This is a genomic window from Pseudomonas sp. NY15374 (assembly GCF_048068255.1).
Classification (GTDB): domain Bacteria; phylum Pseudomonadota; class Gammaproteobacteria; order Pseudomonadales; family Pseudomonadaceae; genus Aquipseudomonas; species Aquipseudomonas machongensis.
The window spans coordinates 417,658-436,482 of the sequence record NZ_JBLUPZ010000003.1 but is presented as its reverse complement, the minus strand read 5'-3'; the positions used below and the strand labels follow the sequence as shown (position 1 = coordinate 436,482).

Sequence of the window (18,825 nt, the reverse complement as noted above, 5' to 3'; positions counted from 1 at the left end):
CGTAGTGTCGCGGATCCGCAGGGTGGGCTCCTCGCCCCCGGTTCTGAAGTTTCATGAAACTATCGCAAATAGTTTTCAAGGCTTCGGAACTAAACCGGTGAACCGGAACTCAGAGTAACTGAATGGCTGGTGAAGCCTTTCGATGCTCCTATGTTGTGTTAAGTGTTGGCAGATATCTGGACCCCGCCCTAGCGGTCCGGACTTGGACCCCGAACTTCCCCCTCCCCATATGAAGTCCGGGGTTTTTTTTGCCCGGAATTTGCCTCATGGCTGCTGGAGAAGCCTGCGGCAGCGGATCAGCCCGCCGCCACAGCGTGCAGGTGGATCTTCAAGCCACCGGCTTGTCTTCCAGCTCCATCCAGTCCGCCAAGACCCGATAGGCCTCTTCCAGCCCCTGGCGCTTGGGTGCCGAAAACAGCTGGATGGACGCCGCGTCGCCCCAGCCCTTGCGAATTTCCGACTGCACCTTGAGCAGGGTGTTCTTGCCTGCGCCGTGAGTGAGCTTGTCGGCCTTGGTCAGCAGGATGTGCATGGGCATGCCGCTGGCCTTGGCCCAGTCGAGCATCATCTTGTCGAAGTCGGTCATCGGGTGGCGCACGTCCATCAGCAGGATCACGCCGCGCAGGCATTCGCGCCCGCCCAGGTAGGCCTCCAGGTGTTTCTGCCAGTGCTGCTTGAGCGGAATCGGCACTTTCGCATAACCGTAACCTGGCAGGTCGACCAAACGCCGTTCATCGTCCAGACTGAAGAAATTCAACAGCTGGGTGCGCCCCGGGGTCTTGGAGGTACGCGCCAGGCTGGCATGGGTCAGGGTATTGAGGGCGCTGGACTTACCGGCGTTGGAGCGGCCGGCGAAAGCCACCTCGTAGCCCTGGTCTTCCGGGCATTGTTCGACCTTGGCAGCGCTGAGGGCGAATTTGGCTTTCTGGCAGAGGCCGAGGATGGGGTTCTTGACTTGCATGGGATATCCGATGTGGGTGTTGCCTGATCCAGGCCGCGTTTCCGTTTGGAGGGCGGAAGTATATAATGCCCCAGTTTTTGTGTGCTCATTCTCCCAGCGAAGGAGGACGAGCATGGGGTGTCGATCACTAGCTCGCGCATCAGAACGCAGCGCGGCCCCCAACCCTGTCAGGTCGTTCCGCATGGCGAAATGGCTGCTGGCGGTCGGTATGTTCCAGCCGTTTTTCAGCGCACAGGCTACACAGGATCCCGAGGCGTTGTACAACCGCACATGTGCGGCCTGTCACGCCGGTCAGCTGCCACAGGCCCCCAGGAAGGGCGATGCGGCGGCCTGGGAACCGAGGCTGGCGCGAGGTGTGGATGTACTGGTGGCGCATGTTACCCAGGGTTTCAAGGCTATGCCGCCGCGTGGATTGTGCATGGACTGCAGTGCCGAGGACTACCGATTGGTCATCCTTTGGATGAGTGGCAGTCCCGATACATAACATTTCACCCTTAGCCGTGTTGGATTAGCTGATGAACAAACTATTCGTGAGTCTGCTGTTGACCATGGGTGTCGCAGGTGCGGCCACTGCTGCCGACCCCATCAAAGGCGATGCCGCTGCCGGCCAGGCGAAGACTGCGGTCTGTGGTGCCTGCCATAACCCTGACGGCAACAGCCTGGCGCCGAACTTCCCGAAACTGGCCGGCCAGGGCCAGCGCTACCTTGAGAAGCAATTGCACGACATCAAGTCGGGCAAGCGCACGGTGCTGGAAATGACCGGCATGCTGGCCGCCTTCAATGACCAGGACCTGGCCGATATCGCCGCTTACTTCGCCAGCCAGAAAGGCAGTGTCGGCGCGGCAGATCCCAAGCTGGTCGAGCGTGGACGTGCGCTGTTCAACGGCGGTGACCTGGAGAAAGGCATGCCCGCCTGCACCGGTTGCCACTCCCCTAACGGCGCAGGCATCGCCCTTGCCGGCTTCCCTCACCTGAGCGGCCAGCACTCGCAGTATGTCAGCAAGCAGCTCACCGACTTCCGTGAAGGTAATCGCACCAACGATGGCGATGCCATGACCATGCGCACCATCGCCGGCAAGCTGAGCAACAAGGATATCGAGGCGTTGGCCAGCTATATCCAGGGGCTGCATTGAGACGAGCGTTAACACTCGGTTAATGCAACATCGCTAAACATGAAAAGGGTGGCGTAGGCCGCCCTTTTTTATGGTCCCAGCCGTTACACTACAGAACTCGAGCCCTTCATGGCCTGTCACAGCATAGGTCGTGTCGAGGCGACCATTGATTGCTCAGGAGTAAAGCATGCGTAAACTGATTCTCAGCGCTGCGCTGGTCGCCGCCAGCGTATTCGGTATGGCCGCGGTGCAGGCCGCCGAGCCTGTGGCGGGCAAGGAATATATCGAGCTGAGCAACCCGGTCCCGGTCTCGCAGCCAGGCAAGATCGAAGTCGTCGAGCTGTTCTGGTACGGCTGCCCGCACTGCTACCACTTCGAACCCACCATCAATCCCTGGATCGACAAGCTGCCGGCCGACGTCAACTTCAAGCGCGTCCCGGCCATGTTCGGCGGCCCTTGGGATGCCCACGGCCAGATGTTCCTGACCCTCGAAGCCATGGGCGTCGAGCACAAGGTTCACGCCGCGGTCTTCGACGCCATCCAGAACCAGCGCAAGCGTCTGACCGACCCGAACGACATGGCTGAATTCCTCGCTACCCAAGGCGTGGACAAGGACAAGTTCCTCGCTACCTTCAACTCGTTCGCCATCAAGGGCCAGGTCAACCAGGCCAAGGAACTGGCGAAGAAGTACGAAATCACCGGCGTGCCGAGCATGGTGGTCAACGGCAAGTATCGCTTCGACCTGGGTACCGCTGGCGGGCCGGAAGGCGTCCTGAACGTTGCCGACCAACTGATCGCCAAGGAGCGCGCCGCTAAGTAAGCGGCGCAGCCATGGCCCGCTTGCGTACCACGCGAAGTGTTGGCCTGCACCAGCCGCGGGTCAACGAACATCATCTGCAGGCCCCAGGCCTGCCCGAGGATGGTCGCCTGCGGCTGCTCAGCTTCAATATCCAGGTCGGTATCAGCACCGAGCGCTACCGCCACTACCTGACCCGCAGCTGGCAGCACCTGCTGCCGCATACCGGGCGGGCCGGCAACCTGCAGAAGATCGGCGACCTGCTCGCTGATTTCGACCTGGTTGCCCTGCAGGAAGCCGACGGCGGCAGCCTGCGTTCGGGCTACGTCAACCAGGTCGAGCACTTGGCCCAGCTCGGTGCCTTCCCCTACTGGTATCAGCAGCTCAACCGCAATCTCGGGCGTTTCGCCCAGCACAGCAACGGCGTGCTCAGCCGGCTCAAGCCCCAGCACCTTGAAGACCATCCCCTGCCCGGTCCGGCCGGTCGTGGGGCGATCCTGGTGCGTTTCGGCGAAGGCGAGGACGCGCTGATCGTGGTGATGATGCATCTGGCGCTCGGCGCCAAGACCCGTGCCCTGCAACTGGGGTATATCCGTGAGCTGATCGGCGGCTACCGCCATCAGATCCTCATGGGCGACATGAACACCCACGCCAACGACCTGCTCGAGCGCTCGCCCTTGCGCGACCTCGGACTGATCGCCCCACAGGTCGAGGCGACCTTCCCCAGCTGGCGCCCGCAACGCTGCCTGGATCACATCCTGCTCAGCCCGAGCCTGACGCTTGAACGAGTCGAGGTGCTGTCGCAGCCGATTTCCGACCACCTGCCTGTGGCGGTCGAGATCCGATTGCCGGATGCCTTGACTGTGGATACCCTGCCGGTCGTGCGCTGACACACTCAAGAGTTCGCGCTTCGCGCCGAAATCCAGTATTCACATACCCTCTGATGCTATTACCGTTGCGGATCCAGGCATGACCGACGAAGCCGAGCGCTGGAAAGAAAAGTATCTGAAAAGCATCGAACGGCAGGAAAAGCTCGAGCGTCGCTGGGAAGCTCGCCTCGACCTGCTGCGCCGTGGCCTGGTCCGCAGCACGCTGGCCGCCGAGGGTAGCGACAAGGTCGTCGACCAGTGCATGAAGGAGATGCGCGAGGTCATCCGCAGCGACAGCATGGACGCGGGGCTCGCCGGGCTTATCCCACGACTGGAAAAGGCCGTGCTCGAGTCGGAGCAGCGTCGCGAAACGCGGATGAACCAGGTCAGCGATGCGCTGACCTCGCTGGTTTCCCAGTTGCAGGGGCTTGAGCTGCCCGGCGACGTTTCCCGTCCGCTCAAGAAGTTGGCCAAGAAGCTCGACGGCGGTGTCAGCCAGTCGCGTGAGTTGCCGCCGCTGCTTGGCGAGCTCAGCGGTCTGCAGGGGCGCGCGCTGTCGTCGCTGCGCAAGGCGACCGAAGAGGCCCGGCCAGGCTTCCTGCAACGCTTGTTTGGCGGTCGCGAAGAGGGTGCTCAGGCCGAAGCGCCGGAGCCGGAGCACGAACCGGCACCCTCGCGCGCAACGTCACAGAGCCAGGCCGTCGAGCCAACGGGCGAACCGTTGCCTGCGCGCGAACCTGAGCCACGATCCCCAGCCCCAGCCCCAGCCCCAGCCCCAGCCCCAGCCCCAGCCCCAGCCTCGAGCCCAGCCTCTGCGGCACACAGCACGATCGATGCTGATGAACTGGAGCCTCTGCCTGCGGCGCCCCGCTCTGTCGAGCCCGCCCCCGAGGCCCCGGCGCCGGTTGCGCAATTGGCCGGTGCAGCCGAGACGGTGGAGCCAGTTGACGACGCCCGCGAGCCGGCGAGCATTGTCGAAGCCGAGCCAGTCGCTCCTCCCGCCGAGTCCGAGCCTGTCGAGCCGGAGACCGCCGCCGACAGCACGCCAGCGGACGAAGCCCCCGCCATCGAGCCCCCGGAAGAACAACCAGTCGGTGAAGACGGCCCTTACGCCCTGCCTGATGCCGTCGAGCCGCCCTACAGCCAGGTTGCCGCTCACATCGAAGAAACCCTGATCGGCCTGCTCGACGACCTGAGCCTGCCGGAGCGCCACAAGGCCCAGGCCCTGGAAATGCGCGAGCGGGTGGCGCGCGGGCTGAACTGGTACGAGCTGATCCCGGTACTGGACGACCTGGCGGTGTTGATGCTGGCAATCAACGACAGCGGCCAGCATGAGTTCGAAGCCTACCTGCAGCAGATCAACGAGCGCCTGGAGACCTTCCAGAGCCACCTGCAGGAGGCCAGCGAGGGCCACGCCGACAACAGCACTGCCGCTCGCGAGTTGGACAGTCAGCTGCGTGAACAGGTCGATGGCCTGCAAACCAGCGTCCAGGGCGCAGTGGACATCGACAGCCTCAAGCACCTGCTGGACCACCGGCTCGAGGGCCTGCTGGTCACCATGGATGACCACCAGCACGAACGCGATCGCCGTGAGCAGGAACTGGCCGGACGCCTGCAAGGCCTGGCCGAGCGAGTGGCGAGCATGGAGCAGGAGGCGCTTGGCTACCGTGAGCACCTGGAAGAGCAGCGGCAGAAAGCACTGGTCGATCCGCTGACCGGGCTGCCCAATCGCGCCGCCTGGAGCGAGCGGGTCGAGCGCGAGCTTGCCGACTGGCAGGAGAATGGCGGCCACCTGGCCATGGCCATCCTCGACCTCGATCATTTCAAACGCATCAACGACGGCTATGGCCACCTGGCTGGCGACAAGGTGCTGAAGATCGTTGCCGACCAGTTGCGCAAGCGCTTGCGCGGGCGCGACTTCATCGCCCGCTTTGGTGGCGAGGAGTTCGTCCTGCTGCTCCCCCAGACATCTCCCCCCACAGCGCTGCAGGTCGCCGAAGCGCTGCGTGCGGCGATCGAGGCCTGCCCGTTTCACTTCAAGGGCGAGCGCGTGGTGATCACCACGTCCATCGGCGTCAGCGCCTTCCGCTCCGGCGAGCGTGGCGACCAGGTGCTCAAGCGTGCGGACGAAGCGCTGTACCGCGCCAAGGACCAGGGGCGCAATCGCGTCGAGCAAGGGTAACGAGTACCGCTACGCCAGCCCTGTTGCTTTCGACACGGGTCGTGCGCTCAGTCCGCTGAGCGGGCATCGTTGGGAATGGGTAATCGGCGATAGCACGTTATACTGTAGCGCTTATACCGACACATGACGTGCCTCCATCCGATGAAAACGTTCGCTACTGCCCTTCTCCTCATCCTGCTCGCCGGCTGCTCCAGCGGTCTGCGCATCGACCGCAGCCACACCTCGGCGAACCAGGACAGCCGCATCCAGTTCGTCGTCCTGCACTACACCAACGCTTCGCTGGAGCGCTCGCTGGCGCTGCTGACCCATGGCGAGGTCAGCAGCCATTACCTGGTTGGCGACGGCAATGCCACGGTCTACCAGCTGGTGGATGAAAGCCGCCGCTCCTGGCATGCCGGCGACAGTCAGTGGCAGGGCCGCACCTGGCTCAACTCGAGCTCAATCGGTATCGAGATCGTCAATCCCGGCTATACCGATACCCCCAGCGGACGTGTCTGGCACCCCTACAGCGAAGCACAGATCGAGGCGGTGATCGCCTTGGTCAAGGATATCGTCCAGCGCTACAACATCCAGCCGCGCAACATCATTGGCCATAGCGACATCGCACCTTTGCGCAAGCTCGACCCGGGGCCGCTGTTCCCCTGGAAGCGCCTGGCTGACGCAGGCCTGGGGATCTGGCCGAACGCTGCCTCCGTGGCGCGCCAGCAGGTGTATTTCGAGGCCAATCCACCGAGCCCGCTCTGGTATCAGCAACAACTGGCCCGCTTCGGCTATGCCATCGAGCAGACTGGCGAGCTGGATGTCTCGACCCGCCATGTGATCGCCGCTTTCCAGATGCATTTCCGCGCGCAGCGCTTCGACGGCATGCCCGATGCGCAGACCGCGGCAATACTGCAGGTGCTCAACAGCATGCGGTAAATCAGGACCGCCCATCGCACCGCGCCAACTGCTCATCCAGTTGCTATACCTTTGGTATTCAACTGGATGCCGCGCATGTCTTCGCTGATCGCCTCTGTGCGCCAAATTTTCTACCGCCCCTGGCTGTTGGCCTCTCTGGTCGCGTTGGCCAGTGCTGCGCTGCTGCTGGCCGCCAGTGTCGGTGTCACCCTGCAGCAGATGAAACAGAGCGAAAGCGCGCAGATGAATGCCCGCGGCGAGCGTTTTCTCGAGCGCCTGGAGCAAGTGTTCGGTCAATTGCGCGAGGGGGTCGACCAGTTGCAGACACTGCCGATGCGCGGCTGTGATGCAGCGATGTTGTCTGCGCTGCGTCAGGTGGGCCTGAGCTACCGTTTTGTCTACGAGGCGGTCTATGTCGACGGAGACATCGCCTGCTCCAGCCGGGGTGGGGAGCAGGTCATGCGGCCCATGCGCTCACCCGACATCCAGGGGCCGACCTACAGTTACTGGCTGAACACCACCACCGAGCCGAACGAAAATCTTGCGGCGTTGATGCTGGGGCGTGGCCATTTCCTGGTGTCCACCTCACGCGGCCACCTGACCGACGTGGTCGATCTCCCGCCCGGTGGCAGCCTGCTGGTAGTGCTCGACCGCGGCAGCCGGGCGATCCCGGTGCTGGGCCCTCCCCAGCCCTGGCCACCTGCGCCGGACTGGCCGCCACCGTCACGCAAGGCGCTGATCGAGCTCAGCGACCGCCTCGTCTACCGGATGCCGACCAAGTCACCGGACTACCAACTCGTCCTCATCGCCCCCCGTGCAAGCCTGCCGCTGAAGCTCAACGGCATGCTCTGGTTGTTGTTCCCCGGTAGCCTGCTGCTCGCCTGCTGCATCGGCTGGCTGGTGCTGCAACTGATCCTGCAGCGGCGCTCGATGAGCTCGGAGTTGCAGCAGGCGCTGCGCCGTGGCGAGCTGCAGGTGCTCTACCAACCGATCTTCGAACTGGACAGCCGCCGTTGTGTCGGCGCCGAAGCACTGGTGCGCTGGCGCCGACCGGATGGCAGCCTGACCAGCCCGGAGCTGTTCATCCCGCTTGCCGAGAACACCGGGCAGATCCGCCCGATCACCGACTTCGTCCTGCAGCGGGTACTGGAGCAACTGGGCCAGTTGTTGCGGGCCAATCGGCACTTGTACATCTCGGTGAACCTGGCAGCGTGCGATGTGATGGTGCCGCGTATCGGTCGGGTCGCAGCGCGGTTGCTGGCCCAGCATCGGGTGTCCGCAACGCAGATCGCATTCGAAGTGACCGAGCGTGGCCTGATCGATGTGGTGGTGGCCCGCGACAACCTGCAGGCGCTGCGCTCGGTCGGGCATCAGGTACTGATCGATGATTTCGGCACTGGCTACTGCAGCCTGGCCTACCTGCAGACCCTGCCGGTCGATTGCCTGAAGATCGACAAGGCGTTCATCGACGCCCTGGGCCACGACGCCGCCAGCAGCGGCGTCGCCCCGCATATCATCCGCATGGCCCATGACCTGCACCTGCGGGTGATCGCGGAGGGGATCGAGTGCGAGGACCAGGCCGTATTGCTCAACAGCGAAGGGGTCAACTATGGGCAGGGTTGGCTGTTCGCCCATCCGCTCAACGCCCGACAGTTCGCCGAGCTGATCACGCGCGGACGACGGATGGGCGGGCGGCGGATCGATGATGAGCCTTGAACAGGCGCCTCACACCGGCAGGGCCATGTAGAACTGCGTCCCCTGCCCCGGCCGAGAGAACACGCCCATGCGCCCGCCATGCAGTTGCACGATTTCCTTGCACAGGGCCAGGCCCAACCCTGCGCCGCCCTTCTTGCGCCCGACCTGCACGAACGGCTCGAAGATTCGCCCTTGCTGGCCATAGGCAATGCCTTCGCCGTCGTCCTCGACGCTGATGATCACCCGCTCGGCATGCCGCCGTGCGTGCAGGCGAATGTGCCCGCCACTGGCGGTGTGGCGGATGGCGTTGTGCAGCAGGTTGTCCAGCACCCGGTCGATCTGCGCAAGGTCGACCTGGATGTGCGGCAAGGGAGGCTCCAGCTCGCTGACCAATTCGATCTGCTTGTGCGCCGCCGATTCGGCGAAGCGTGCCCGGGCACGCTCCAGCAGGTCATCGAGTGTGCAGGGCGCCAGTTCCAGTTTCTGCAGTCCGCTCTGGTAACGAGAGAAATTGAGCAGGTCGTTGATCAGTTGGGTCAGACGCTGCATTTCTTCGCCGATGGTGTCGAGCAGATCGTTTTCCCGCGCTTCGGGCGGGAACGAGACCCGCTCGCGCAGCAGGCCGAAAGCCATATGCATGCCGGTGACCGGGGTGCGCAGTTCATGGGAGGCACGCAGGACGAACTCGCTGCGTACGCGCTCGAACGCACGCTGTTCGGTCACGTCATGCAACACCATCACCGCGCCGAGAATCGGCCCTTGCGGGTGGCTGACGGGTGTCAGACTGAAGGTCAGCAGACGGGTCTCTTCGTCCACCTCGATGCTCAGGTCATCCGGTGGCCGGTCCAGGCTGCCGCCGCGCAGCACCTGGCGCATCTGTTGCTCCAGCTCCGGGCGGTTCAGGGCTTCGGCCAGATTGCTGCCGAGCCGCGAGGCGTTCCAGCCCAACTGCCGTTGGGCCACGGGGTTGAGGTGTTCCAGGCGACCTTGGCGATCGATGATCAGCAGGCCATCGTCGATGCTGTCGAGCACGGCCTGCAGGCGCTGTTGGCCGGCCAGCAGCTCATCGACATTGGTGGCCTGGTGCTTGCGCAGGGCGTCGGCCATCAGGCCGAAACGGCGGGTCAATTGGTTGAGTTCGGTGGCTTGGGTCACAGGTAGGGTAACGTCGAAGTTGCCTTGGCCAACCTGGTCGGCTGCCTTGGCCAAGGCCTCGATCGGCTGGCCGAAGCGACGCGCGATGTTATGCGCGGTGATGAAGCCCAGCACCACCACCGCCAGGCCCATCAGGCCCAATGCACCACTGACCAGCAGGGCATGATCGCGAGCATGTTCTTCGCTGCGGGAAATGTGCTCCAGCGCCTGCTTGTGCGAGTCGATCAGGTCGGTACGGACCTGGTTGAACGCGGCGCCCAAAGGGTCGTCGACGCCCATGCTGCGCGACGGTGAGGTGCTGTCGCGATAGGCCTGGAGGAAGGCCTGGTAGTTGCTGCTGGCCTTGCTGAATCCGGTGCGTTCACCGCCCTGTTCGAGGCCTGCCACCAACAACGCCTGGAAGTTTTCCTGCAGGCTTGCCAAGCTTTTCGGATCGGTATCTGGATCGAGTATCAGGTTCAACTGCTCGCCCAGGTTCTGCCGCAGCTTGAGCCCGACTTCCAGGGTATGGGTGGTGTCACGCACCAGCTTTTGCTGCACCGCTGCCATCTGCAGCACGCTGATCAGCCCCAGCAGCAACCCCAGCAACGCAACCGTCACCAGTGCCGAGATGCTCAGGAACAGCCGCGTGCGCAGCTTCATGGGCCACTTCACAGGTTGTACTGCTTGCGCTTGCGGTACAGGGTGGAGGCATCGATACCGAGGGTCTTGGCGGCCTGGTCGAGGGTATCGCTGGCTGCCAGGACGGCACCGATGTGGGCGCGCTCCAGCTCATCGAGACTCAACGCTGCGCCAACCTTCGCGGCGTTGCCGGTGGGCTGCTCGCCCATCCCCAGGTGGCTGATTTCCACGCGCTCCTGCGGGCAGATGATGCTGGCGCGCTCCACCACGTTGCGCAGTTCGCGGATGTTGCCCGGCCAGCGGTAGTTGAGCAGTGCCGCACGGGCCTCGTCGCTGAATCCCCGCGCCGGGCGCGAATACTCCTTCACGAAACGTGCGAGGAAGCGATCGGCGAGCGTGAGGATGTCCTCGCTGCGCTCGCGCAGTGGCGGCAGGTGCAGGGTGATGACGTTGAGGCGGTACAGCAGGTCTTCACGGAAGCGGCTCTCGCGCACCATCTCCTCAAGGTTGAGGTTGGTTGCGGCGAGGATGCGAACGTCCGCCCGACGGGTGACCGGATCGCCGACCCTTTCGTATTCCTTGTCCTGGATGAAACGCAGCAATTTGGGCTGCAGGGTCAGTGGGAAATCACCGATTTCGTCGAGGAACAGCGTGCCGCCGTCCGCCTGGCTGACCCGCCCGAGCGTGCTCTCGCTGGCGCCGGTGAAGGCGCCACGGGTATGACCAAACAGTTCGCTTTCCATCAGCTCGGCGTTCAGCGAGGGGCAGTTGATGGTCACGCAGGCCTTGCGTGCGCGTTTGCTCCAGCCGTGAATGGCGCGGGCCAGTTCGCCCTTGCCGGTGCCGGACTCGCCCAGGATGAGGATATTGGCATCGGTGGTCGCCACCTGCCGCGCGGTTTCCAGCACCGCCATCATTTGCGGGCTGTGGGAGTCGAGACCGTCCTTGGGCTTGCGCACTTCGCCTTCCAGCGCTTCCAGGCGCGCCGACAGTTGGCGCACCTCCAGTTGCTTGGCGGTGGCCAGGCGCAACTGGTCGGGGCTGCAGGGTTTGACCAGATAGTCGGCAGCGCCGGCCTGGATGGCATCCACTGCGGTATCGATCGCCGAGTGTGCAGTGACGATCACCACGCGCATCCAGGGCGCCTGGATGCGCATCTGGGCCAGCACGTCTAGGCCGTTGTCCTCTCCCAGGCGCAGGTCGAGGAAGCACAGATCGAACACCTGGCGTTGCAACAGGGTCTCTGCCTGAACGGCACTGTTGGCCGTGGCGACGCTGTAGCCCTCGTCTTCGAGGCAGTAACGGAAGGTGCGCAGGATCGCGGACTCGTCGTCCACCAGCAGAATGCGGCCTTGCTTGTCCTGGGCTGGTTCCATTTTTCCTGCGCTCCTATGGGATTGATCTCAGTTAGTGTCGGAAAAATCGGGCAAGTTGCATGGTCGATTCTGAAGGATTCCGTCCTGTGCATGCTAGCTGTTGCTCTGTTTATTGGCTAACAGATTGAAATAAATAGATTTTCCAGCATTCGTGACGCTGGCATGCAGGTTGCGAGGTTGGTTGGATTTGTTACGAAAAAGGAGAAGTGCCATGCCTTTGTTCCCACGTCATTGCGCCCTGGCTGCCGGCCTGCTGCTGGCAGTCGGTCCCGTTGTCGCCGACCCGTTGCAGGATGCACGGCTGGAGGGCGCCGTGCAGACTGCGGTTTCCCTCAACAAGGTACTCAATCCGTTCCGCATAGAGGTGCAGGTGGAGGGGCAGCAGGCCCGCCTCAGCGGTGAGGTGGAAAATCCTGTCGAGCGCGACCTGGCCGAGCGTGTCGCCTTGGCCACCCGCGGTATCGAGCGGGTGGATAACCGTCTGCAGGTCAATGCCGAGCTGGCGGAACAGCCGCTTGAGCGGCGTGCCTACGCCCAACGCCTTGAGGACGCCACCTTGACCGCGATCATCCGCGCGCGCCTGCTCTGGAGCCGGGTGACGGAAAAGGCGCCAATCGAGGTCGAGAGCCGCGAGGGCGTGGTGACCATGCGCGGTCGCGTCGACAACGTCGAGGCCAAGGAGCTGGCCGGGGTCATCGCCCGTACCAGCGAGGGCGTGTACCTGGTCAACAATCTGATCAGCCTGGATTCCGCAGCCATGGCCCAGGCCCGTGAAAATCCGCCGACTGTTCCGACAGGGCCGCAGCCCAGCGATGCCTGGATCATCGACAAGGTACAAAGCAGCTTGCGCTACAGCCGTAATCTCGACGGGCCGAACATCAAGGTCGCGAGCCAGGAAGGCCTGGTGCGACTGTCTGGCGAGGTGGTCAGCCAGGAGCAGAAGACCATCGCCGTGCAGATTGCGGGGCAGATCCTCGGAGTACGGGGCGTGGATGCCGACCTGCTGAAGGTGGCGAGCAAAGTGGAAGGTTGAATCGTGCAAAACGCACGGCGTGCAGCAAGGCATCGTGCAGGATACGTCCTTGCTGCATTTTCCAATTGCGCATAACTGACTGATTTATAAAGATTTTTTTGAGATTAAAAAGCTGGCATGCAGGCTGCAATAACTCCCTCAAGGTTTGGATAACAAATACAGCAGGAGGAGCCGGCATGAATCGCCAATCAGTCAACCGTTCGCAGGACGCAGCGCTGCCCGTGCATCAGTTTCTGTACCTGGCGATGGCACTGGTACTGACCCTCGCCGGCGGCCTGTTCTATCACAGCTGGCAGACCGCTCGCCTGGCCGACCAGGTAGCTGCTCAGACTGCGTTGTTGACGCAATTGAAGACGAATCACGCCACCACCCTGGTCAAGGCGGCACAGCCGCTGCCTTCGGCCAATGCTTCGCCGGCCACCCTGGAAAACATCGTTCCTCAGGAACGCTGGGTGTTCTAGTGCCACACCGACCCTATCCCGAAAAGAAAGGAGAAACACCATGCTGAGCTGGGCTATCACATTCCTGATCATCGCCATTGTCGCCGCAGTGCTGGGCTTCGGTGGTATCGCCGGCGCCGCAACGGGTATCGCGAAGATCCTGTTCATTGTCTTCCTGGTCCTGTTCGTCGCTTCCTTCTTCTTCGGACGCGGTAGAGGACGCCCATGAGCAGGATGCTCTTTAACGCCCTGGTCACCGCCCTGCTCGTGGGCGGTGGCTCGGCGGCGATGGCAGCCAATGACGGTCAGGTACGGGCTAACCAGTTGCTGGGGTCGGACCCGGAGTACCGCCAGACCTGGCAGAAGACCATAAAGAATGAAGAACGCCTGCCCGAGTGGGTGATCAACCTCAGCGGTAGCTCTGCGCAGCAGATGTCGGCGGTGACCGAGGATGGCGACAAGTATCTGGTCGGCCCTCTCTGCGAGTCGGACGACAACTGCACGTACAAGCGCCTGATCGTTGCGTTCAGCTGGGACAAGGATGAAGCCTACGGGATGCTCGTGGAGGTTCCCGAAGGTCTGCCCTCAGACAAGTCGCCGACCCGCCATGCGGATTATCGCTGGCTGGGCGAGCCGGATGACGGCATGAAGAAGCTGCTGCAGGAGCAGCTCAAGCGCGATCCGAACTGGTACTGACCAACGGTCGCGCACCGTAATCGGATGGACGTTGAACGTATTTACCGTTGCGTCGTCCATGATGCGCCGCCTCGAGGAGAGGCAGCACATGACCAGGGGGCCGGGCTGTTCTGATCGCGTCAGGATCGGAGTGGCCTAGGGGTACAGGGAGTACCTCCGACGAGGGCCGGGTCAGGAGAGACAGCATCGGAAGATCCAGGTCAGTGGTGTCGGAAAAGGCACTAACACTCGACCTGGCTTCCGAAGCGTCCTTACAGAAATTTCCCTTCCAGAACGTACTTGTACGATTTTTCTCTCAAGACACATTTTGTCGTAACCGTATATCGAATTTTTTTCCCCTCGATTGCGCTGTGCGCAGGGTGTGTTTTCTCCCATTCGGATTGTCGAACAACCCTCCACCACCCTCGAACTGATCCAGTCGTTTCTGCCTAAAAATGGCGGTTTGGTCTTGTTCGGAAAACCGAACGCCTGGATTTTTTGGCCGCTGAATTGGCCGATTTGCGGTCTTTTCCTATGCCGATTCGGCATGGGGTAGTCGTTTCCGGCATTAGACTGACCCTGTCCACGTCGCAATAGTTGCCGCCTTTTTAGCTGGCCCGAGCGCTCGTTCGCTCGCTGGCGTTGACCTGAGAACAGGGTCGCCAGACGGAAGCCAATCGCTGCCCGTGACGTTGCCAAAGGCTCTGGGACGCGCTTTTCCGATCTGCTGGCCATGACCACTACAACAAAGGTAACGACATGAAGAAGGCAAAACTGAGCCTCGCCTGGCAGATCGTGATCGGTCTCGTCCTGGGCGTTGCAGTCGGCGCGCTACTGAATCATTTCAGTGCAGAAAAGGCATGGTGGATCAGCAACGTCCTCCAGCCCGCCGGCGACATCTTCATTCGCCTGATCAAGATGATCGTCGTCCCGATCGTGATTTCGTCGCTGATCGTGGGCATCGCCGGGGTTGGCGACGCGAAGAAACTGGGCAGCATCGGCCTGAAGACCATTCTCTACTTCGAAGTGGTGACCACCATCGCCATCGTCGTCGGTCTGGTACTGGCCAATGTGTTCCACCCAGGTGCCGGCATCGACATGAGCACCCTGGGCACCGTCGACATCTCCAAGTACCAGGCCACGGCGGCCGAGGTACAGCATGAGCATGCGTTCATCGAGACCCTGCTCAACCTGATCCCATCGAATATCTTCGCAGCGCTGATGCGTGGCGAGATGCTGCCGATCATCTTCTTCTCGGTCATGTTCGGCATGGGCCTCTCGAGCCTCAATGCCGACCTGCGCGAGCCGCTGGTGCGTACCTTCCAGGGTGTGTCGGAGACCATGTTCAAGGTCACCCACATGATCATGAACTACGCCCCGATCGGCGTATTCGCCCTGATCGCCGCGACCGTCGCCAACTTCGGCTTCGCCTCGCTGCTGCCGCTGGCCAAGCTGGTGCTGCTGGTGTACTTCGCCATCGCCTTCTTCGCCTTCATGGTGCTGGGCCTGGTGGCACGCGTGTTCGGCTTCTCGATCATCAAGATCATGCGCATCATGAAGGACGAGCTGATCCTCGCCTACTCCACCTCCAGCTCCGAGACCGTGCTGCCGCGCGTGATCGAGAAGATGGAGAAGTACGGTGCGCCGAAGTCGATCTGCTCCTTCGTGGTACCGACCGGCTACTCGTTCAACCTCGACGGTTCGACCCTGTACCAGAGCATCGCGGCGATCTTCATCGCCCAGCTGTACGGCATCGACCTGTCGATCAGCCAACAGCTACTGCTGGTGCTGACCCTGATGGTCACCTCCAAGGGTATTGCCGGTGTGCCGGGCGTCTCCTTCGTGGTGCTGCTGGCGACCCTAGGCAGCGTGGGCATTCCGCTGGAAGGCCTGGCCTTCATCGCCGGTGTCGACCGCATCATGGACATGGCCCGTACCGCGCTGAACGTGGTGGGCAACGCCCTGGCCGCCGTGGTGATCGCCAAGTGGCAAGGCATGTACGACAGCGCCAAGGGCGAGGCATACTACAACTCGCTGTTCCAGGCGAACGGCAAGAAAGAAGCCATGGTGGCGGGCAAGACCGTCAACCAGTAAGCCTCCAGCTGCATGCAAGAGCCCCGACCCGTCGGGGCTTTTTGCATTGTGGCGTCCGACACCACCCCTGTCGGCCGCTCTTGCAGGGATCGGATTCAGGGCGCCTTATGCGCTATCATTCGGGCATTTTTCAGGGGGATTGCAGATGCTCAACGGCCTCTGGCTCGGCTTTTTCGTGGTAGCGGCCATCTCCGCCCTGGCCCAGTGGCTGGTCGGCGGCAACGCGGGAATCTTCGCTGCGATGGTCGAGAGCATCTTCGCCATGGCCAAGCTGTCGGTCGAGGTCATGGTCCTGCTGTTCGGCACCCTCACCTTGTGGCTGGGCTTTCTCAAGATTGCCGAAAAGGCCGGTATCGTCGAGTGGCTGGCCAAGGTTCTCGGCCCGCTGTTCGCGCGCCTGATGCCGGAAGTGCCGCCCGGACACCCTGCCCTGGGCCTGATCACCATGAACTTCGCTGCCAACGGCCTGGGCCTGGACAACGCCGCCACGCCCATCGGCCTGAAGGCCATGCGTGCGCTGCAGGAGCTCAACCCCAGCAGCACCACGGCGAGTAACGCGCAGATCCTGTTCCTGGTGCTCAACGCCTCGTCGCTGACCCTGCTGCCGGTCACCATCTTCATGTACCGCGCCCAGCAAGGCGCCCCCGACCCGACGCTGGTGTTCCTGCCCATCCTGCTGGCGACCAGCGTCTCGACCCTGGTCGGCCTGCTGTCGGTTGCCGTGATGCAGCGCCTGCGCCTGTGGGATCCGGTGGTGCTGGCCTACTTCATCCCCGGCGCCCTGCTGCTGGGTGGCTTCATGGCGTTTCTCGGCACGTTGTCGGCGGCTGCGTTGGCGAGCCTGTCGTCGATCCTCGGCAACCTGACGCTGTTCGGCGTGATCATGCTGTTTCTGGTGATCGGTGCGCTGCGCAAGGTGAAGGTCTACGAGGCCTTCGTCGAGGGCGCCAAAGAAGGCTTCGACGTCGCCAAGAGCCTGTTGCCCTATCTGGTCGCGATGCTGGTCGCAGTGGGTGTGCTGCGTGCCTCCGGGGCGCTCGAGCTGGCGCTGGGCGGCATCCGCCATGCGGTCGAGTGGATGGGCGTGGACAGCCGCTTCGTGGAAGGCCTGCCCACGGCACTGGTCAAGCCGTTCTCCGGCAGCGCGGCGCGGGCGATGCTGATCGAGACCATGCAGACCCACGGTGTCGACAGCTTCCCGGCGCTCGTGGCCGCGACCATTCAGGGCAGTACCGAAACCACCTTCTACGTGCTGGCGGTGTACTTCGGCGCCGTGGGTATCCAGCGCGTGCGTCACGCAGTGGGCTGCGCGCTGCTGGCCGAGCTGTCCGGGGTGATCGCGGCGATCTTCGTCTGCTACTGGTTCTTCGCCTGAGCCTGCATCCGTGAGGCCTGGGCGACTGTCCAGTCCACCACCTGGCGCGCGAGCTGGTCGCTGGCAGCGCCAAAGCCGCTGACCACTGCCGGCACCTGCTTGTCGGCCAGTGGCTGGAGCACCTCGAAGCGTTGGCTGGCAAGGATGCGCTGGCTGCGCCCTTGCACCAGCCGCGCGTCGTAGCGGATCAGTACCTGCACCCCGTTTTCGCGGTATTCGCTCTGGAACGCTTGCAGCTCACCCGCCAGCTCGTAGTCGGCCTGCAGGTTGCTGTCATCGGCGCTCAGGCGTTGCACCCGGCCGTCCCGCTGGAAGGCATCGAGCAGGCGATTGCGCACCAGCAGTGGCACCGGATCGCTCCAGCGCGCGCCCTTGTAGCTGCTGATCACGTCGCCTTGCGCAATCACGGCGATACGCGGCCCGGCCAGGACTTCGCTGGCCAGCGGCTTGTTCAGGCGCAGCGACCAATCCACGGGTGTCGCCGGGCGGCTCTGCTGGTTCACCGGCAGGCGATAGATATCGGTGGGCTCGGCCTGTGGCAGGATCGAGCAGGCGCTGGCCAGGCTCAGCAGGCTGCCTGCGGCGAGCAGGCGAAGGGACGGCCTCATGGCTGGAACTCCTTGGTTGGGTCGCGGCCCAGCAGGTAGCCGCTGGGGTCGGCCTCCAGGCGCCGGGAGATGCCCTTGAGGGCATTGAGGGTTTCGCGCAGCTCGCGGATTGCCGGGGCCAGCTGATTCAGGCCTTGGGCGCCGTCGTCGAGCGCCTCGCGGTTGTTCTTGAGCAGGTCATTGATGGTCGCGGTGCTCTGAGCCAGCGACTGCATGGCCTGCTCCGCGCTGCCGAAGGCTTGCTTGCCCTCGCTGCCGAGCAGGCCATTGGCGTTGCGCATCAGCGCCTGTGTCTCGGCCAGGGTGGCGCTGGCCTGCTTGCCGACCTGACCGAGTTGCTCGATGGCCTGGGCGATGCCGCCCTTCTGGCTGGCGAACGCACCGGTAGTCTGTTCGAGGTTGGCCAGGGTGTTGCTCAGGCGTTCGATGTTGTTTTCCGAGAACATCTGGTTGGCGTTGTGCAGCAGCAGGTTGATGTTGGTCACCAGGTCGCTGCTGTCGTTGAGCAGGCGTGAGATCGGCGACGGCGAGGCGACGATCACCGGCAGCTGTCCGTCCTTGCCCTTGAGCGACGGGCTCTGCGGCGTGCCGCCGCTGAGCTGGATGAACGAGTTGCCGGTCACTCCGGCGAGCGTGAGCTTGGCCTGGGTGTCTTCCTTGACCGGTGTGTCGGCGCTCAGGCGGATGCGCGCCAGCACCCGGCGCGGGTCCTGCGGGTCGAGGCGCAAGGTGCTGACATCGCCGACCTTGATGCCGTTGTACTGCACCGCGCTTCCCCGGGACAGGCCCGAAACGGCCTCGTTGAACACCACTTCATAATCTTTGAAGGCATCGTCGACGCTGGATTTGGTCAGCCACAGGCCGAACAGCATGGCGCCGGCCACGACCAGCACGGTGACCAGTCCGATGAGGACGTGATGAGCTCGGGTTTCCATC

18 protein-coding genes are annotated in these 18,825 nt (G+C 63.2%); 13 read left to right on the top strand and 5 right to left on the bottom strand.

Features of this window, described 5'->3' with window-relative positions; all coding sequences use genetic code 11:
* Positions 1–328: 328 nt before the first annotated feature.
* Positions 329–961 carry a ribosome biogenesis GTP-binding protein YihA/YsxC gene (gene yihA, locus ACNFHO_RS09935; RefSeq protein ID WP_054893353.1) on the bottom strand — a complete coding sequence of 211 codons (633 nt, stop codon included), beginning with the start codon at positions 959–961 and terminating at the stop codon, positions 329–331.
* 181 nt (positions 962–1,142) lie between these two features.
* On the opposite strand from yihA, the gene ACNFHO_RS09930 reads away from it, so the two are divergent.
* The 7 genes from ACNFHO_RS09930 (at position 1,143) to ACNFHO_RS09900 (ending at position 8,533) form a co-directional block, all read left to right on the top strand.
* Positions 1,143–1,445 carry a c-type cytochrome gene (locus tag ACNFHO_RS09930; protein ID WP_054893352.1) on the top strand — a complete coding sequence of 101 codons (303 nt, stop codon included), beginning with the start codon at positions 1,143–1,145 and terminating at the stop codon, positions 1,443–1,445.
* 31 nt (positions 1,446–1,476) lie between these two features.
* Positions 1,477–2,094, top strand: coding sequence for a c-type cytochrome (locus tag ACNFHO_RS09925; RefSeq protein WP_054893351.1), 618 nt, complete (start codon positions 1,477–1,479; stop codon positions 2,092–2,094).
* 166 nt (positions 2,095–2,260) lie between these two features.
* Positions 2,261–2,893 carry a thiol:disulfide interchange protein DsbA gene (gene dsbA, locus ACNFHO_RS09920; RefSeq protein ID WP_054893350.1) on the top strand — a complete coding sequence of 211 codons (633 nt, stop codon included), beginning with the start codon at positions 2,261–2,263 and terminating at the stop codon, positions 2,891–2,893.
* 11 nt (positions 2,894–2,904) lie between these two features.
* Complete coding sequence (locus tag ACNFHO_RS09915) at positions 2,905–3,759, top strand: endonuclease/exonuclease/phosphatase family protein (RefSeq protein WP_063542008.1); 855 nt, start codon at positions 2,905–2,907, stop codon at positions 3,757–3,759.
* A 79-nt stretch (positions 3,760–3,838) separates the two neighbouring features.
* Positions 3,839–5,920, top strand: coding sequence for a diguanylate cyclase (locus ACNFHO_RS09910; protein ID WP_416766117.1), 2,082 nt, complete (start codon positions 3,839–3,841; stop codon positions 5,918–5,920).
* A 141-nt stretch (positions 5,921–6,061) separates the two neighbouring features.
* On the top strand, positions 6,062–6,838 hold the full coding sequence (locus ACNFHO_RS09905; protein ID WP_054893347.1) for an N-acetylmuramoyl-L-alanine amidase: 777 nt from the start codon (positions 6,062–6,064) through the stop codon (positions 6,836–6,838).
* Positions 6,839–6,913: 75 nt separating this feature from the next.
* On the top strand, positions 6,914–8,533 hold the full coding sequence (locus ACNFHO_RS09900) for an EAL domain-containing protein (protein ID WP_416766116.1): 1,620 nt from the start codon (positions 6,914–6,916) through the stop codon (positions 8,531–8,533).
* A gap of 9 nt (positions 8,534–8,542) precedes the next feature.
* Here ACNFHO_RS09900 and ACNFHO_RS09895 read toward each other — a convergent pair whose 3' ends face one another.
* A complete protein-coding gene (locus ACNFHO_RS09895; RefSeq protein WP_416766115.1) occupies positions 8,543–10,309 on the bottom strand; it encodes a KinB sensor domain-containing domain in 1,767 nt (588 codons plus the stop codon).
* Positions 10,310–10,317: 8 nt separating this feature from the next.
* Complete coding sequence (gene algB / locus ACNFHO_RS09890; RefSeq protein ID WP_063542016.1) at positions 10,318–11,664, bottom strand: sigma-54-dependent response regulator transcription factor AlgB; 1,347 nt, start codon at positions 11,662–11,664, stop codon at positions 10,318–10,320.
* Positions 11,665–11,875: 211 nt separating this feature from the next.
* On the opposite strand from algB, the gene ACNFHO_RS09885 reads away from it, so the two are divergent.
* From ACNFHO_RS09885 to ACNFHO_RS09860, 6 genes are all read left to right on the top strand, one after another.
* Complete coding sequence (locus ACNFHO_RS09885) at positions 11,876–12,697, top strand: BON domain-containing protein (RefSeq protein ID WP_054893343.1); 822 nt, start codon at positions 11,876–11,878, stop codon at positions 12,695–12,697.
* A gap of 176 nt (positions 12,698–12,873) precedes the next feature.
* A complete protein-coding gene (locus tag ACNFHO_RS09880) occupies positions 12,874–13,158 on the top strand; it encodes a hypothetical protein (RefSeq protein WP_063542018.1) in 285 nt (94 codons plus the stop codon).
* A gap of 40 nt (positions 13,159–13,198) precedes the next feature.
* The gene (locus ACNFHO_RS09875; RefSeq protein WP_028695791.1) at positions 13,199–13,366 is read left to right on the top strand and encodes a DUF1328 domain-containing protein; all 168 of its coding nucleotides are present in this window, start codon (positions 13,199–13,201) and stop codon (positions 13,364–13,366) included.
* Complete coding sequence (locus tag ACNFHO_RS09870) at positions 13,363–13,833, top strand: inhibitor of vertebrate lysozyme family protein (protein ID WP_063542020.1); 471 nt, start codon at positions 13,363–13,365, stop codon at positions 13,831–13,833. Before ACNFHO_RS09875 ends, ACNFHO_RS09870 begins: the two co-directional genes overlap by 4 nt.
* Positions 13,834–14,571: 738 nt before the next feature.
* A complete protein-coding gene (gltP, locus tag ACNFHO_RS09865; protein WP_416766112.1) occupies positions 14,572–15,906 on the top strand; it encodes a glutamate/aspartate:proton symporter GltP in 1,335 nt (444 codons plus the stop codon).
* Between the two features lie 145 nt (positions 15,907–16,051).
* Positions 16,052–17,281: a nucleoside recognition domain-containing protein gene (locus tag ACNFHO_RS09860; protein ID WP_054893339.1), complete on the top strand. Its 1,230-nt coding sequence runs from the start codon at positions 16,052–16,054 to the stop codon at positions 17,279–17,281.
* Here ACNFHO_RS09860 and ACNFHO_RS09855 read toward each other — a convergent pair.
* Both ACNFHO_RS09855 and ACNFHO_RS09850 read right to left on the bottom strand, forming a co-directional pair.
* The gene (locus tag ACNFHO_RS09855) at positions 17,263–17,889 is read right to left on the bottom strand and encodes an ABC-type transport auxiliary lipoprotein family protein (RefSeq protein WP_054893338.1); all 627 of its coding nucleotides are present in this window, start codon (positions 17,887–17,889) and stop codon (positions 17,263–17,265) included. The genes ACNFHO_RS09860 and ACNFHO_RS09855 overlap by 19 nt on opposite strands.
* Positions 17,886–18,824 carry an MlaD family protein gene (locus ACNFHO_RS09850; RefSeq protein ID WP_065864707.1) on the bottom strand — a complete coding sequence of 313 codons (939 nt, stop codon included), beginning with the start codon at positions 18,822–18,824 and terminating at the stop codon, positions 17,886–17,888. The genes ACNFHO_RS09855 and ACNFHO_RS09850 overlap by 4 nt, the downstream gene beginning before the upstream one ends.
* Position 18,825: the final 1 nt, after the last annotated feature.

Coding starts and splice junctions, on each gene's coding strand:
- yihA (WP_054893353.1), bottom strand. CDS start 961: ATGCAAGTCAAGAACCCCATCCTCGGCCTCTGCCAGAAAGCCAAATTC.
- ACNFHO_RS09930 (WP_054893352.1), top strand. CDS start 1,143: ATGGCGAAATGGCTGCTGGCGGTCGGTATGTTCCAGCCGTTTTTCAGC.
- ACNFHO_RS09925 (WP_054893351.1), top strand. CDS start 1,477: ATGAACAAACTATTCGTGAGTCTGCTGTTGACCATGGGTGTCGCAGGT.
- dsbA (WP_054893350.1), top strand. CDS start 2,261: ATGCGTAAACTGATTCTCAGCGCTGCGCTGGTCGCCGCCAGCGTATTC.
- ACNFHO_RS09915 (WP_063542008.1), top strand. CDS start 2,905: ATGGCCCGCTTGCGTACCACGCGAAGTGTTGGCCTGCACCAGCCGCGG.
- ACNFHO_RS09910 (WP_416766117.1), top strand. CDS start 3,839: ATGACCGACGAAGCCGAGCGCTGGAAAGAAAAGTATCTGAAAAGCATC.
- ACNFHO_RS09905 (WP_054893347.1), top strand. CDS start 6,062: ATGAAAACGTTCGCTACTGCCCTTCTCCTCATCCTGCTCGCCGGCTGC.
- ACNFHO_RS09900 (WP_416766116.1), top strand. CDS start 6,914: ATGTCTTCGCTGATCGCCTCTGTGCGCCAAATTTTCTACCGCCCCTGG.
- ACNFHO_RS09895 (WP_416766115.1), bottom strand. CDS start 10,309: ATGAAGCTGCGCACGCGGCTGTTCCTGAGCATCTCGGCACTGGTGACG.
- algB (WP_063542016.1), bottom strand. CDS start 11,664: ATGGAACCAGCCCAGGACAAGCAAGGCCGCATTCTGCTGGTGGACGAC.
- ACNFHO_RS09885 (WP_054893343.1), top strand. CDS start 11,876: ATGCCTTTGTTCCCACGTCATTGCGCCCTGGCTGCCGGCCTGCTGCTG.
- ACNFHO_RS09880 (WP_063542018.1), top strand. CDS start 12,874: ATGAATCGCCAATCAGTCAACCGTTCGCAGGACGCAGCGCTGCCCGTG.
- ACNFHO_RS09875 (WP_028695791.1), top strand. CDS start 13,199: ATGCTGAGCTGGGCTATCACATTCCTGATCATCGCCATTGTCGCCGCA.
- ACNFHO_RS09870 (WP_063542020.1), top strand. CDS start 13,363: ATGAGCAGGATGCTCTTTAACGCCCTGGTCACCGCCCTGCTCGTGGGC.
- gltP (WP_416766112.1), top strand. CDS start 14,572: ATGAAGAAGGCAAAACTGAGCCTCGCCTGGCAGATCGTGATCGGTCTC.
- ACNFHO_RS09860 (WP_054893339.1), top strand. CDS start 16,052: ATGCTCAACGGCCTCTGGCTCGGCTTTTTCGTGGTAGCGGCCATCTCC.
- ACNFHO_RS09855 (WP_054893338.1), bottom strand. CDS start 17,889: ATGAGGCCGTCCCTTCGCCTGCTCGCCGCAGGCAGCCTGCTGAGCCTG.
- ACNFHO_RS09850 (WP_065864707.1), bottom strand. CDS start 18,824: ATGGAAACCCGAGCTCATCACGTCCTCATCGGACTGGTCACCGTGCTG.